The sequence below is a fragment of the Marasmitruncus massiliensis genome (genome assembly GCF_900186535.1).
GTDB classification, from domain to species: Bacteria; Bacillota; Clostridia; order Oscillospirales; family Ruminococcaceae; genus Anaerotruncus; species Anaerotruncus massiliensis_A.
This window is the reverse complement of sequence record NZ_FYDE01000004.1, coordinates 673697-688024: the sequence shown is the minus strand read 5'-3', so window position 1 is coordinate 688024 and position 14328 is coordinate 673697. Positions and strand designations below refer to the sequence as shown.

The following is a 14328-nucleotide window of genomic DNA, read 5'->3' as shown; positions in this document are numbered from 1 at the left end:
ATTTTTATCCATGTAATTTGGGGAGACAGACTGTAAAGATTGTTCCTTTTCCAGGCTCGCTGCGGACATTGATTTCTCCTTTATGCGATTCCACAATCGCCTTGGAAATCGTAAGCCCCAGCCCGGACCCTCCGGTCAGTCTGCTCCGCGATTTGTCCGACCTGTAGAACCGTTCAAAGATATAAGGAAGGTCCTCGGGAGATATCCCTTCCCCGCTGTCCTGTATGGCAATTTCAACTGTGTGCTCCGTTCCCGCTACCCGCACCTCAACACATCCTCCCGGGGATGTGTATTTCAATGCATTGGAAATAAGGTTCACAAGCACCTGGCTGATTTTGTCCCTGTCGGCCACAATCATTTCCGCATTGCCGGAGAAACACAGCTGGACCCCTTTTTTATAAAATTCCGGTTCAAAATTCTTGATGATATGCCCCGCCAGTTCCGATATGTCAAATTCCGAAATGGTTAACTCCCTGTTTTCCGCTTCGATTCGTTCGAGCTTTTCAAGATCCCCCACCAGGCGGTTAATTCGCAGGATCTCCTCGTGGCAGCTTTTCAGGCGCTCCCTGCTTGGCTGCCAGATCCCGTCGATCATTGCTTCAAGCGAACTTTGCAGGTTGGCAAGCGGTGTCCGGAGTTCGTGCGCAACATCGGCAGACATCCTTTTCCTTAAACCCTCCTGGTTTTGCAGGGAATCCGCCAGATTATTGATGGTATTTGTGAGTTTCATCATTTCCAGCGTGCTGTAATTTTCGGCCAGCCTCTGTTTTAAGTTTCCTTTTGCAATTTCACCCGCGGCTTTTATGGATTTTGAAATCGGGTCGCTGACCCTTTTTGCCATAAACGTGCCCAGCAAAACAGCCATGAGCAGAGAAAGAAATCCAACGGCAATCAAAACCTCATTGACGGTATTCAAGAAGGCGATATCATTGTCATTGTAATAATAAGGGCCGTAATACCCGATTTCTACAGTTCCAATGTTCTGATCGCCCACAATCATCGGGTAACTCGCCTGTTCGTACCCGCCTTTAAAGTTCGGATCGTGGCGCTGCATATTATTCGCCATATTTGTAAGCATCTGTACACAAAGGCCGTTATTATGAATAGTAGCGTCCCATATAGTGCCTTCGTTTTTATCTTTAATTTTGAGAATAATACCCTGTTCCAAAGCATTTACTCCGATATTTTCGATCGTATTGATATTCCAGAGACGTCCGGCAGCACTATATTGATGCTCCACAAGACTGACGAACTCCCTGTTTTTTTGCTCCTGCTGCTTGATAATATAATTTTTAAACTGATTTTGCAGCAGGACATTGATGCAAAAGCTGATCAGGGCAACAAGCAGAAGCGACATTGCAGCATAGGAAAAAGATAGTTTCGATTTTAAACTGTATTTCATTTTCAGCTGCCTCCGAACTTGTAGCCAAACCCGTGGACGGTAAGAATATAGCGGGGATTTCTGCTCTCCGTTTCGATCTTTTGTCGGATATTCTTGATATGAGTGTCAATCACTCGGTCAAATCCATCGAAGTCATCCCCAATCACAATCGCAATCAATTCATCGCGCGTGAACACTTTATCCGGATAGGAGGCAAGCGTGCTGATGATTTTATATTCGTTAGGAGTAAGGCTGACAGGGTTTCCGTCTTTCTTTACACCATGGCTGTCCAGATCAATCACCAGTTCCCCATTTTGGAAAGAAAGAACATGAGGGGTATGGTTCCCTGCCCTGCGCAGAACAGCTTCCACCCTTGCTACAAGCTGTCTGGGGCTGAACGGCTTGGTGACATAGTCGTCGGCGCCGCTGTGAAGCCCCTGCAGGACATTTTCTTCTTCCACTTTTGCAGTCAGCATAATAATTGGTACTTTTGACTTTTGGCGAAGCGTTCTGCAGATTTCCTCACCCGAAATATCAGGCAGCATCCAGTCAAGAATGATCAGCGCAGGGTTTTCCCTGTCAAACTTTTCATAAGCCGTTTTGCCGTTTTCCGCGGTAGAGACGAGATAGCCGCTGTGTTCCAGATACGATTTTACAACGTCCACGATTTTAGGCTCATCATCCACTACAAGAATGCGGTTTGCCATGTTGCTCATATAGTTCACCCGTCCAAAATGGGGTCAGTCTGAATTTTGTTTGATACCCCAAAGATATTATACCACAAATGCAAACATGTAGCGGTATCATTGGCCATCAGGACGGAAGCGAGCTTTGCGAGCGCATCGCCCCGGCCATAAACGTATCATAACCGCTTTGCGGTTGTTATACCTTTTTCCAGTTTCCAAACAACTCTTTATATTGATTTAAATAGGTTTCCGATATCGTAATGGTCGTTCCGTCATCCGTTTTGTCTTCTTCAAGGATCGGGACAGGGTTGCATCCATTTTTCTCTTTTTCAATCTGATCTATTTGAAACCGGTTTCCGCAGTTTTGGCAAACAAGTTCATTCCCTTCCTGCTTGTAATACCCGCGGCCGGAATCGTAACAGACCTGGCAGGTGTTGAAAGCTGTCCGGACAGTCCCGTCAGATGCTTTCACGGCGATGAGTTCCATGCTCATTCCGCCCGCATCATACGGGATAAAACTTGCGGTATCGGTTATTTCATTCTTCACAATTTGAATGTTTCCACCCTGCGGTATCTGGGCATCCTGCACTCCTGCTTGTGCTCCAGTCCTTCCAAGAAGCAGATAAAGAACTGCGGTCAATGCAATCAGTGCGCCAAGCACGGCTAAAATGATGACCCCAAGATTCGCAGATTTAGACTTTCCATAGGCAGGCTGTTTTTTTGAATTTGCCATGATCAGTACTCCTTCATTCGTTTTGCTTATCATAGCAAGCCGCTATGAAGATTTTATGAAGATACTGACGGCTTCCGGTTATGCCGGAACGCAAAGAAAGGAACCGCCATGACGGCGGTTCCTTTCTTTGCTATGCGACTACTTCGTAGCCCTGATCTTCTATTTCAGATTTGATCTTATCCAGTGAGCTCTTCGCAGGATCGTACTCCAGCGCTACCGATTTCTTTTTTAAATCCACAGCGACGCTTGCCACGCCGGGCAAAGATCCTACCGCGTTCGTAATTGCTTTCACACAATGTTCGCAGGACATCCCGTCCACCGTCAATACTGTTTTTTCCATGTTCAAAACCTCCAATTAACTTATTTTTCCATTTCGTTCGAATTATTTCAAATTAAATGGCTTCAATAGTTTATCCACTTCTACTTTTTTACCGTCCTTATCCATCGTAGGCACCTTGGCGAAAGCCCAGCCCTCAACCTTATCCGGGTCTGCGCCAGCCTCAATAAAAGGTTCGGGATTCAGGACAAATACAATGTCTTTGTCATTTGTGTTCATGTCTTTGGCCCATTCAAACATGTTGCCGCCGGCCAAATCGATGCCGTAATGGTCAAGCGCTGTATGATAACCGATGCTGTCGCCTTTCAGCCTGACAATCTGTTCAAAGGATGCGTACGGTGTTATGTCGCCGCGATAGGTGAACGCCTCCTCACCCAGCTTGGTGCCTACCATGATTTTGTCCTCATAGACCACGATTTCTTCCGGCAGCTTGCCGGTATCCAGCCCTGCATCAAGGAACGGCTGCGCGCTGAATTCAAGCATCACATCGTGGAGCGGGCTTTTGCTGAAGTCCTTACTCCAGATAAACCTTACGCTGTCATCAGGAGCGGTCAGAGCCCATCCGCCGTTCATTTCATCGGCTTCTATGCGGTCGGGCACCGTATTAGTGACCTCCTGGAACGATTTGAGGGCATCGCTCCCAATCACATCCAGCTGCTGGCAGGCCGCTGTGAAACCCAGAATCATAAAACACATCGAGACAAGGAAAACCTTCTTATATCGTTTCATATTCAGTGCACCCCCTTTTCAATCCGCGCGGCTTTGAATCGTTTCAGCCGCAGCGCGTTTGTCAAAACCGATACAGAGCTGAGGCTCATGGCGGCGGCTGCAAAAATCGGGTTGAGCAGGGGGCCGCCGAACAGGTGGAGCACGCCCGCCGCGATGGGGATGCCGATCACATTGTACCCGAACGCCCAGCACAGGTTCTGTTTGATGTTGCGGATAGTTTTTTTGCTGAGGTCCACGGCGGTCGGCACATCCATCAGATCACTGCGCATCAGCACGATATCAGCCGATTCCATCGCCACGTCCGTACCGGAGCCGATAGCAATCCCAATGTCGGCCTGTGCCAGCGCGGGCGCGTCGTTGATACCGTCGCCAACCATGGCAACCTTATGTCCTTCATTTTGCAGCTTTTTGACCTCGTTGGATTTATCCTGCGGCAAAACTTCGGCAAGCACCCTGTCGATTCCAACCTGTCTCGCGATGGCAGCGGCAGTCTTTTGGTTGTCGCCTGTGATCATCGCAACCTGAACGCCCATTTTATGCAGGCTTTCAATGGCGGCACGGCTGGATTTCTTTACGACGTCGGCAACCGCGATGATTCCCGCCAGCTTGCCGTCCAGCGCCACATACATAGGGGTTTTGCCCTCTTCGGCCAGGCTGTCGCTTGCCTGTTCCAGCCCTGAGAGGGAAATGCCCCGCTCATCCATCAGCTTGCGGTTTCCGGCAAGAACGGCCGCTCCGTTTATCTGCGCTTCGATACCGCGTCCGGTGATTGCCTCAAAATGGTCCACCGACAGGAATGCAAGTCCTTTTTCCTGTGCGCCAAGCACAATCGCCTGACCCAAAGGATGCTCGGAACCTTTTTCCGCCGAAGCGGTGATTTGCAGCAGATCATCAGATTTCACGCCTTCTGCGGTCAGCACATCCGTCACGGTCGGTTTCCCCTCTGTGATGGTACCGGTTTTATCAAAAACAATGGTGTTGATTTTATGTGCGGTTTCCAACGCTTCTCCGCCTTTAATCAGGATTCCGTTTTCCGCGCCCTTCCCTGTTCCGACCATGATAGCGGTCGGTGTGGCCAGGCCAAGCGCACAGGGGCAGGCGATCACGAGTACGGAGATAAAGATGGTCAAGGCGAATTCCAGATCCCGCGTGCCAAAATACCATGCAACTCCGGCAAGAACAGCAATGATGCAGACAATCGGTACAAAGTAGCCGGAAACGATGTCCGCCATCTGCGCGATTGGGGCCTTGGAGCCCTGCGCGTCCTCCACCAGCTTGATGATCTGGGCAAGCGCTGTGTCGCTGCCGATTTTGTCCGCACGGAACCGGATGACACCGTTTGTATTCAGAGAAGCAGCGTATACCGCGTCCCCGGCCTTTTTGTCAACCGGCATACTCTCGCCGGTCAGCATGGATTCGTCAATGGCTGTGTGCCCTTCCAGCACGGTTCCGTCCACCGGGATTTTCGCGCCGGGTTTTACTAAAATGACATCGCCGATTTCCACTTCGTCGATCGGAATTTCTTTTTCTATGCCGTCCTGGATAATGATTGCTGTTTTAGGCGCAAGCCCCATCAGCTTTTTAATTGCTTCGCTGGTTTTGCCTTTGGATACTGCTTCCAAAGACTTTCCAAGCAGAATCAGGGTAATAATAACACCGGCTGTTTCGAAGTAAAGAGATTCTGCTGCGCCGAAATCACCCGTTGTAATCTTCCAGACATTCCATACGCTATATGCGACGGCCGCCGTGGTGCCGACAGCAATCAGCGAATCCATATTCGGGCTTCGCTGCAGCAGCGCTTTGAAGCCAACCACATAGAACCTGTATCCCACGCCGATCACCGGGATCACCAGAAGCAGCTCAACCAGCGCGTAAATCAGCGGATACCGCATCGGGGACAGCCCTTCGGGGAAAGGCAGCCGGACAAATGTAATCATCGGCGCCATGGCGATATATAAAAGCGGCAGTGAAAACACGGCTGATACAATGAACTTCGTCCACAGCGTGCGAATTTCCTTTTCCTTGCGCGCCCGGTCCTCGTCGGCAGCGTCGGATTTGGAAGCCTCCAACGCCTGATATCCGGCCTTTTGAATCGCTTCTTTAATAGCGGAAAGCCGCACCGTCTGCGGTTGGTATTCGACTGTGGCTTTCTCGGTCGCAAAATTTACCGAAACAGTCGCAACGCCGTCAAGCTTGCGGATTGCCTTCTCGACCCTCTGCGCGCAGGCCGCGCAGGTCATGCCGCCGATCGGAATGGTAATGTGGGTATTTTCGGATTTTTCCACCACTTCATAGCCGATTTTTGTAACCGCCTGTTTGATATCAGTCAGCGAAAGGCTGCCCGCATCATATTCCACAAACAGCTTCTCGCTTGCAAGGTTTACAGACGCCTGGCCGATGCCCGACAGCTTCCGAACTGTTCTTTCTATGCGCTGGGCACAAGCTGCACAGGTCATGCCCCTGATACTTAAAACCTGATTTTCCATCTATAAAGCACCTCACTCCTTCAATTTTTTGCTCTCTTGACTCACTGTGGTTGTCATGATATTATTATAACTGTAATTATATTTAAAACAAGTACGCACTATTTTGTATTATAGTATACAAAATGATAGTAAGGAGGAAACGTTATGAACTGTCATGGCATCGATCTGAATTGTCCTGTTGACGCCACGCTCCGGTTGATAGGAGGAAAATATAAAGCCCTGATCCTTTGGCATTTGATCAGCGGTACCATGCGCCACGGCGAGCTTCAAAAAATGATACCGCAGGCCACGCCGAAAATGCTGACACAGCAGCTTCGGGAACTTGAAAACGATAATTTACTGACACGCAAGGTTTACCCCGTTGTGCCTCCCAAGGTGGAGTATTCCCTGACAGATTTCGGGAAAAGCCTCAAGCCTCTTTTGTTTGCGATGTATGATTGGGGAACGCAGTATATGCACGACACCGGCCGCCAGATTTCCTGTTCCATGACCATGAGTGCTAAGGAAACTTAGCACTCATGGTTTTTTATTGCTCTTTTTTTTTACTTTCCGCGATTGATAAAAAACATGCCTACTATAAGACCCGCGATTGGCAGTATACAGTGCCAATGGCTTAATAATAACTCCATATTACTTTCTCCCTACAACATCCATTCATGCCAAATAAATCATAAATTGCCTCTGATTATTTAATGGCAGCTTGGAGCGCCGCCGCCTGTTTCAAAATACTCCGGCGGCCAAATCAAAGTCTCGTAACCGCCCACTTCATCCTTAGTCGCGTCAAGGTCTACGGAATTAAGGTCCTCCACAACCTTCACATATCCATAGAACGAATTGTCCCCGGTCGAAAAATCGAAATCATCAGTGGGATACAGACGGATCTGGTTTTCACCGTCCAATGCGGGGAATTTTGCATAATAAATGGGGAAAAGCAATGTGTCGCCCGTACGTGAAGAAGTGTTATTAATGGTCCATTCGGTTTGAAGGCCTGCCTGAAGTACGATAACCGCGGGGCTGAACCCGCTGTCCGTCATGTCAATTGTAACCCGCTGTACCCCGTCAGCAATCGTTGCAACGGCAACCTGCTCTGTCGGAATGGTATATCCCGCCGGTGTTGGGTTCAGCCCGGCCTGGGACAGCACAGGATTTTCCGCATCTGAACCGTTTGATTCAGCGATTTCCGCCCCCGCCTCCACTACGGTGATGGAACTGCGTATCATACCCATCCAGCAGCTGTATGGAAACGTCCCCGTCTTGTCGGGTGTAAATTCAATTACGTTTTCCCCTGTTTTGAACTGATATTCAATCCCGTACTCCTGAATAAGCATCCTGTTGTTGCATCCGTTGATGCTGCCCTGGGGGGCGTCGATCATCCATTTCACCGGAGTTCCGGCCTGTACTGTGATCGCCGGATACCTGCCGGATGAGAGGGTGCTGTTTACGATCTGCACACCGTCTTCCACTTTGACCGGTACTTCACCGCCCTGAGGAGCGGCTGCATTTGAAGTTTTCAGAGAAGGAAGCGAAAACCCGGACAGGCTCCAGCCGTTTGAAAACATGGAAGCGCCAAGGACCACAACCAAAACGGCGCCGACTGTCATGACCTTTTTGGTAAATTTTTTGCTTAAGACGGAGGTAAGCGCCCCAAGTGCGAACATCAATGGCACGGTCCCAAGGCTGAAGACCAGCATGGACAATGCACCCGCGAACGGGCTGCCGGTAGAAAGCGCATAAATCTGCATGGCTTGCAAAGGGCCGCACGGCATCAGGCCGTTTAACAGCCCTACATACAGCGGGCTGTTGCTGTCCGCTTTTTGAATTTGAACCTTACGGGAGATAAACTTTGGCATACGCGGATTCAATTTTCTGAGCCAGGGAAATATGCCAAGCATATTGACTCCCATAATAACCATAAAAATACCCGCGATAACCTGTACGATGCCCTTCATGCCGTCTGAAAAAGAAATGACCGACCCCAGTGCGCCGACGATACCGCCGACAGCCGTGTAGGAGAGCACTCTGCCAAGATTATACAGAAGGCTCGGGCGCAGGGAGGCGAACCGGCCATTACTGTCGGTTTTTTCAGCCTGCGGGATGCATTGCGTGAGATTGATGCCGCCGCACATGGCCACGCAATGAACCGAAGTCACCAGTCCGATAATGAATAACATTCCATATCCCATGCCGGCTTCGGCCAGCTGAAAAGAGCCGAACAACTGTAAAACGCCAAACTGCTGCAGGATCACATACAAGGCGACAATAATGATGACAATACCGGCAATTCGGCCCGTTGATTCCTGCTGTTCCTTTCCAGTCAGGACTTGATAATCGAGCTTGCTGATAATTGCCCCGATATCTTTGAGCGTTATAATCCCGGTATCGTAGGTAACGACTGCCGTTCCATCGTTATAACTGACTTCGGCGTTTTCGATGCCAACCGTATTTTTCAGCTTTTTTTCAATTTTGTTTTGACAGCTTACACATGTCATGCCGCCGATGCGCAGCATAGAGGTTTTTTTGCCAGATTCCATAAACCATCCTCTTTTCAACTATTTGTGTGCACGATTTCAGTAAGACGTGCACAGGCAATTATCTTCTGCGGTTTTCTTCCCTGCGGTTTAAAGTGCAGCAATTCGGCCTTTCGTTCCCAAATAGTTCTTTATTTTCCTTCTCCAGCCGTGTTAAATAATTCTGAAAAGACTTTTTGATGCGATTCCACAATTTCATCATGTTAACTCCTAATTTGTTTTGTTAGTTGCATGGTATCAAAACGATTTGTAGATATTATGTAGATTTAAAAATCCCGTGGTCCGACTCTGCTCGAAACATAGTTTCCATAATCCGATATCTTAAAAACTTTTGATTAGACCGTTGACTTTTTCCACTGTATTTGCTATCATTGAAACGAAAAATTTTTTCGCTTCCCACGAGGTATCCGCAGATAGTTATCTGCGGATATTTTTTTGTCTTTCATCAGCTTATAAGGATTATCATTACAAATTCGGATTTTATAATAATTATTTTAATTATTAATATTTTTATTTTAAAATTATTTTTCATTGACCTAGACAGAAAAGCCCGCTGCCAAAACGGCAGCGGGCTTTTCTGCAAAAAACAACATTGTTTCAATTTTCCTGCCGCACAAGAATGCCCGGAATTTCCCTTTGTAAAAGCAGGTAACCGAACTGAGGCTTATACCATAGAATGTTGATGGGACGATATGCACCACGAAGTTAACAGCCTTATTGAATTGATGAAAAAGGAGTTTTAATATGCTCAATTGTAATTGTAACCCTTGCTGTAAACCTTTCTGTCCAATCGGTCCACAGGGACCAATTGGCCCACAGGGACCTGGCGGTCCTATTGGACCTACTGGTCCTACCGGACCTACTGGTCCTGCTTCTGGTTCTACCGGTCCTACTGGTCCTACCGGACCAACTGGTCCTACCGGGCCTACTGGTCCTATTGGGCTTGCTGGCCCTACCGGGCCTACCGGGCCTACTGGTCCTACTGGTCCTACCGGACCTATTGGTCTTGCCGGCCCTACCGGTCCTACTGGTGATCCCGGACCTACTGGCCCTACTGGTCCTACCGGACCTATTGGTCTTGCCGGACCTACCGGTCCTACTGGTGATCCCGGACCTACCGGACCTACTGGTCCTACCGGACCTATTGGTCTTGCCGGCCCTACCGGTCCTACCGGTGATACTGGACCCACTGGTCCTACCGGCGATACCGGGCCCACTGGCCCTACCGGTGATACCGGACCCACTGGCCCTACCGGTGATACTGGACCCACTGGTCCTACCGGCGATACCGGGCCCACTGGCCCTACCGGTGATACCGGACCCACTGGCCCTACCGGCGATACCGGACCCACTGGCCCTACCGGCGATACCGGACCCACTGGCCCTACCGGCGATACCGGACCCACTGGCCCTACCGGCGATACTGGACCCACTGGCCCTACTGGGCCTACCGGCGATACCGGGCCCACTGGCCCTACCGGTGATACCGGACCCACTGGCCCTACCGGCGATACCGGACCCACTGGCCCTACCGGTGATACCGGACCCACTGGCCCTACCGGTGATACCGGACCCACTGGCCCTACCGGTGATACCGGACCTACTGGGCCTACCGGCGATACCGGACCCACTGGCCCTGCCGCAGTAGGCGCTATTATTCCATTCGCATCCGGAGCCCCCGCAGTTTTAACAACTGTTTTAGGCGGCCTGTTAGGAACATCCACCGTAGTTGGCTTTGGCAGTTCCACTGCTTCTGTAAGTGCGGTAGGCGGGACAATCGACACCACAACGCTTACCAACTACGCATTTTCCATGCCCGAGGACGGCACCATTACGTCGATGGCAGCATATTTCAGCACGACCGCCGCTTTGACGCTTGTGGGCTCAACCGTTACCATTACAGCTCAGCTTTACAGCTCAACAACACCTGACAATGTATTTACTCCCATCCCGGGGGCTGTGGTTACCCTTGCGCCACCTCTCACCGGCATTGTCGCCATCGGTACGATCAGCAGCGGTTCCACGACCGGGCTTTCAATTCCTGTCACCACAGAAACCCGCTTGCTGCTTGTATTTTCCGCAAGTGTAACGGCCGGTATCGACGTTGCCACCACAGTCGCGGGCTATGCCAGCGCAGGACTTGCAATCAGCTGATTCTTGCTGAATTTAAAATGAACTGTCCGGCCGCATGGCCGGCATTGCCACGGATTAAAATAAAGCCTCCCTTTTCCTCAGCGGAAAGGGAGGCTTTATTGATTTACTCGGGATCAATGCTGACCATTTTTCCATCTATTAGTTCAGACAGCGGCCCATGCCCACCACATATCATACAGGGTCTGTGATTCTGTTCGATAATTTTTTGAATCAAAGACAAAACCTGTATTCTCATTTCTTTGGCTTTTTGCGAATTGACATTCACACTTTTCATCAAATACGGGGCCAGCGAATTAAACTCTGCTCTCTCCCTGGAGAACCCACTGATATTGACTAAAATATCCCCGGTAAAAACGATACCGGCTCGTTCGCACACATAAACCATTTCGCCGTAGAGATGCCCCCCGCTTCCCTCCAAAATGTCAAACTCCAAATCTCCCGCACGCATCTTCCCGATTGGGAGCAGGTTGTCATGCTCCTTTGGGGTACCGCTGTCCAATACCTTCAACTGAGCCTCATCCGGAACCTGGTAGCCGGAGATGATCTGACTGATTTTGCTGTAACCCAAATGAAGCGCTGTCTGTTCGCGGTAGTCGGGAAGCCCCGCTGCTTGCCTTTCAAAGTTTTCAGCGCTCTTTTGGTTTACAATGATTTTCGTATCCTTTAATTGGGAGAGCAGACCGCAGTGATCGACATCCGCATGCGTAATGTAAACTTTCTTTGTCCGCGCCTCCCAGTCCGGCACCAAACTTTTGACGACCCGCAGCAGCTCATCCGTATAAATCGTATAGCCGGTATCAAGCATCAGCAGTTCGCCCGGCGCCACCAGCAGATAGGTATTGCTTCCGCAATAGGGCTGGATACTGTAGATCGTAACAAGCTCGCTCGGACATAATTTCTGGATCGTGGTTTTAAATGCGCTTTTGCGGTAAGAGCTTACGGTATGCGCAAACCGGCGGATATAGTCAAACACCTTCCCGGCATTTTCGCCCTCTGCCTGAAGCACCTGCAGGATGCGGTTTGATTCAGAGATAAACTGCATGGTTTTTTCGGTACTGATTCCAAGCAGCGTCTGCATTTCATTGGCGAGCCGGATATAAAAAACCGTATTATCCAGATTTTCCTCGGAGCTTTCACACTCGATAATATCAACGGAATAGAGTTCGCTGATACTGTCCAGCAAGGTCTTGATAATACCCGGATTTTCAATCAGCAGACCGAATTTGAAATCCTGACAGGCGCTTCCATTCGTAAACGAATTCATATATGAAATATTGATCTCATATCTGTTTAAAATTTCCAAAACAGGCAGGATTGCGCCCGGGGTATCCGGAATTTTAACGGATACCTCAATGATCCTGGTCTCCGCAATTTTATTACTGATATAGCCAATATTTAAAAGATCCTCTTCTATTTTCTGAAGATTCTCCTTTGTAGCCAGCACGTCAAGAAACAGCATATGAAGGTCTACCGCCTTGTTGTAGCTGACCCTGGCAATGTTCCCGCTGTGTTTTGCGATGATTCTGGACGCGCGCAGAAAAGTACCGGATTTATCCGGCATACTGGTTACAAACGATTTTTGAATCATTCCGCTTCTCTCAAACATGATCAGTGATCTACCGCCCTCATGATTATTTTGCTATATCCGTATTGTACACCCGGATTGTCAGATCTGCAATCCATATATCCGGGATCACAAAGCGCCGTGTTTTGAAAACACGGCGCTTTGTGATCTCCCATTCAGATTGCGGCATGGTATCCTCCCGGTTCTATCTGCCGTAAAGTTCTGCCAGCAGACGCATGGATTGTGCAAGCTCCGGCGTCAGTTCGCCCTTTGTCAGCCGCCAGCGCCAATTGCTGCCGCCGATGGTAGAGGGGGTATTCATGCGCGCCCGGTTATCCAGCCCGAGAAAATCCTGCATCTGGAAAACCGCCAGATCCGCCGAACTTGCATAGCCCGCGCGAATAACCGCCTGCGGAATTTCGTGGTTTGTGCGGGTATTCAGATAGCTGTGCGCAAACCACAAAACCGATTGGTTTTGTCTCTCGAAAAAGCCTTTAAGCGTCTCGTTATCATGCGTTCCGCCGTAAACCACCGTATTTTTTTCATAATGACAAGGCAGGTTGCCGTTTTTTCCATCCGAGTCAAAGGCATACTCCAGCAGCTTCATGCCCGGATAGCCGCTTTTTTGCTGCAGCCCGCGCACCGCCGGTGTAACCACGCCGAGGTCTTCCGCGATCACTCTCGCATCTCCCAACACATTCTCGATTGCATCCAGCAGTTTTTCGCCCGGCCCCTGCATCCATTCCCCATTCCGGGCCGTATCGTCCCCTGCCGGAATCGAGTAATAGTTGACAACTCCGATAAAATGATCAATCCGGATCACGTCATAGAGCTTTGCGGAAGCCGCCATCCGGTTTTTCCACCAGGTGAACTGGTCCTTCTCCATATAATCCCAGTCATAAAGCGGATTTCCCCACAGCTGCCCCGCAGCGGAAAACAGATCCGGCGGCACCCCCGCGACCCGAACCGGACGGCGGCGCTCATCCAGCTGAAACTGGTCGCCATGGACCCAGACATCCGCGCTGTCCAGCGCAACATAGATCGGAATATCCCCGACAATACGGATTCCCTTTTGATTTGCATAGGTTTTAAGTGAAAACCACTGCCGAAAAAATTCATACTGGCAAAACTTCCAGAATGCAATTTCTTCTTTCAGCAGCGCCGAATAAGATTTTACCGCTTCTTCCGTCCGCAGCCTGATATCTTCCGGCCATGCCAGCCATTCTTTCCCGCCGAAATAATTCTTAACCGCCATATAAAGGCTGTAATCCTCCAGCCAAAAACGGTTTTCCGCACAAAATACCGCGAATTCGGGGGCCGTCTGGCAGGGGCTTCGCAAAAACGCGGAGTGCAGCACTTGGAACCTGTTTTCATATAGTTTCGCATAGTCCACCGACGCGGGATCATCCCCCCAGTCAAAGGCATCCACTTCCGCTTGGGTGAGGAGCCCCTGCTGTATCAGCAGATCCAGATCAATCAAATAAGGGTTTCCGGAAAATGCGGAAAAGCTCTGATAAGGGCTGTCGCCATAGCTGGTCGGGCCGAGCGGCAGCACCTGCCAATACGTTTGTCCCGCCGCTTCAAGGAAATCGACAAACGCATAGGCTTCCTTTCCAAAGCTGCCGATTCCATATGGGGATGGCAGACTGGTGACAGGAAGCAGGATGCCCGCGCCGCGCTCCAGATAGTTTTGTCCATTGAGTTTCAAACGATTCATCGCCTCAGTTTCT

The 14328-nt window shown here is 49.8% G+C and carries 13 protein-coding genes; 3 read left to right on the top strand and 10 right to left on the bottom strand.

Translation table 11 applies throughout. The features are described 5' to 3' along the window. Positions 1-4: 4 nt before the first annotated feature. The 6 genes from C1A10_RS07240 to C1A10_RS07215 all read right to left on the bottom strand — a co-directional run bounded on the left by C1A10_RS07240 (position 5) and on the right by C1A10_RS07215 (position 6352). On the bottom strand, positions 5-1402 hold the full coding sequence (locus C1A10_RS07240; RefSeq protein ID WP_101909611.1) for a sensor histidine kinase: 1398 nt from the start codon (positions 1400-1402) through the stop codon (positions 5-7). Positions 1403-1404: 2 nt separating this feature from the next. Continuing rightward, on the bottom strand, positions 1405-2097 hold the full coding sequence (locus C1A10_RS07235; RefSeq protein WP_101909610.1) for a response regulator transcription factor: 693 nt from the start codon (positions 2095-2097) through the stop codon (positions 1405-1407). A 166-nt stretch (positions 2098-2263) separates the two neighbouring features. Beyond that, a complete protein-coding gene (locus C1A10_RS07230; RefSeq protein WP_101909609.1) occupies positions 2264-2800 on the bottom strand; it encodes a DUF2318 domain-containing protein in 537 nt (178 codons plus the stop codon). 130 nt (positions 2801-2930) lie between these two features. Then, complete coding sequence (copZ, locus tag C1A10_RS07225) at positions 2931-3140, bottom strand: copper chaperone CopZ (RefSeq protein WP_101909608.1); 210 nt, start codon at positions 3138-3140, stop codon at positions 2931-2933. A 42-nt stretch (positions 3141-3182) separates the two neighbouring features. Continuing rightward, on the bottom strand, positions 3183-3866 hold the full coding sequence (locus tag C1A10_RS07220; protein WP_101909607.1) for a hypothetical protein: 684 nt from the start codon (positions 3864-3866) through the stop codon (positions 3183-3185). A gap of 2 nt (positions 3867-3868) precedes the next feature. Continuing rightward, entirely contained in the window at positions 3869-6352 is a 2484-nt protein-coding gene (locus C1A10_RS07215) for a heavy metal translocating P-type ATPase (protein ID WP_101909606.1), read from the bottom strand. Between the two features lie 144 nt (positions 6353-6496). Between C1A10_RS07215 and C1A10_RS07210 the strand changes: the two genes are divergently transcribed. Beyond that, complete coding sequence (locus tag C1A10_RS07210) at positions 6497-6865, top strand: winged helix-turn-helix transcriptional regulator (RefSeq protein ID WP_101909605.1); 369 nt, start codon at positions 6497-6499, stop codon at positions 6863-6865. A 176-nt stretch (positions 6866-7041) separates the two neighbouring features. Here C1A10_RS07210 and C1A10_RS07205 read toward each other — a convergent pair whose 3' ends face one another. After that, positions 7042-8883, bottom strand: a complete 1842-nt coding sequence (locus tag C1A10_RS07205) for an urease accessory protein UreH domain-containing protein (protein WP_101909604.1) — start codon at positions 8881-8883, stop codon at positions 7042-7044. Between the two features lie 58 nt (positions 8884-8941). Further along, a complete protein-coding gene (locus tag C1A10_RS18950; protein WP_423241414.1) occupies positions 8942-9079 on the bottom strand; it encodes an LDCC motif putative metal-binding protein in 138 nt (45 codons plus the stop codon). Positions 9080-9715: 636 nt separating this feature from the next. Between C1A10_RS18950 and C1A10_RS18885 the strand changes: the two genes are divergently transcribed. Continuing rightward, entirely contained in the window at positions 9716-10528 is an 813-nt protein-coding gene (locus C1A10_RS18885) for a hypothetical protein (protein ID WP_341456894.1), read from the top strand. A gap of 5 nt (positions 10529-10533) precedes the next feature. Further along, positions 10534-11034 carry an exosporium glycoprotein BclB-related protein gene (locus tag C1A10_RS18880; protein WP_341456898.1) on the top strand — a complete coding sequence of 167 codons (501 nt, stop codon included), beginning with the start codon at positions 10534-10536 and terminating at the stop codon, positions 11032-11034. A 103-nt stretch (positions 11035-11137) separates the two neighbouring features. On the opposite strand, the gene C1A10_RS07190 is transcribed toward C1A10_RS18880, so the two are convergent. Both C1A10_RS07190 and malQ read right to left on the bottom strand, forming a co-directional pair. Continuing rightward, a complete protein-coding gene (locus tag C1A10_RS07190) occupies positions 11138-12640 on the bottom strand; it encodes an MBL fold metallo-hydrolase (RefSeq protein ID WP_242968857.1) in 1503 nt (500 codons plus the stop codon). A 163-nt stretch (positions 12641-12803) separates the two neighbouring features. Continuing rightward, the gene (malQ, locus tag C1A10_RS07185; RefSeq protein ID WP_101909786.1) at positions 12804-14315 is read right to left on the bottom strand and encodes a 4-alpha-glucanotransferase; all 1512 of its coding nucleotides are present in this window, start codon (positions 14313-14315) and stop codon (positions 12804-12806) included. Between the last annotated feature and the right edge of the window lie 13 nt (positions 14316-14328).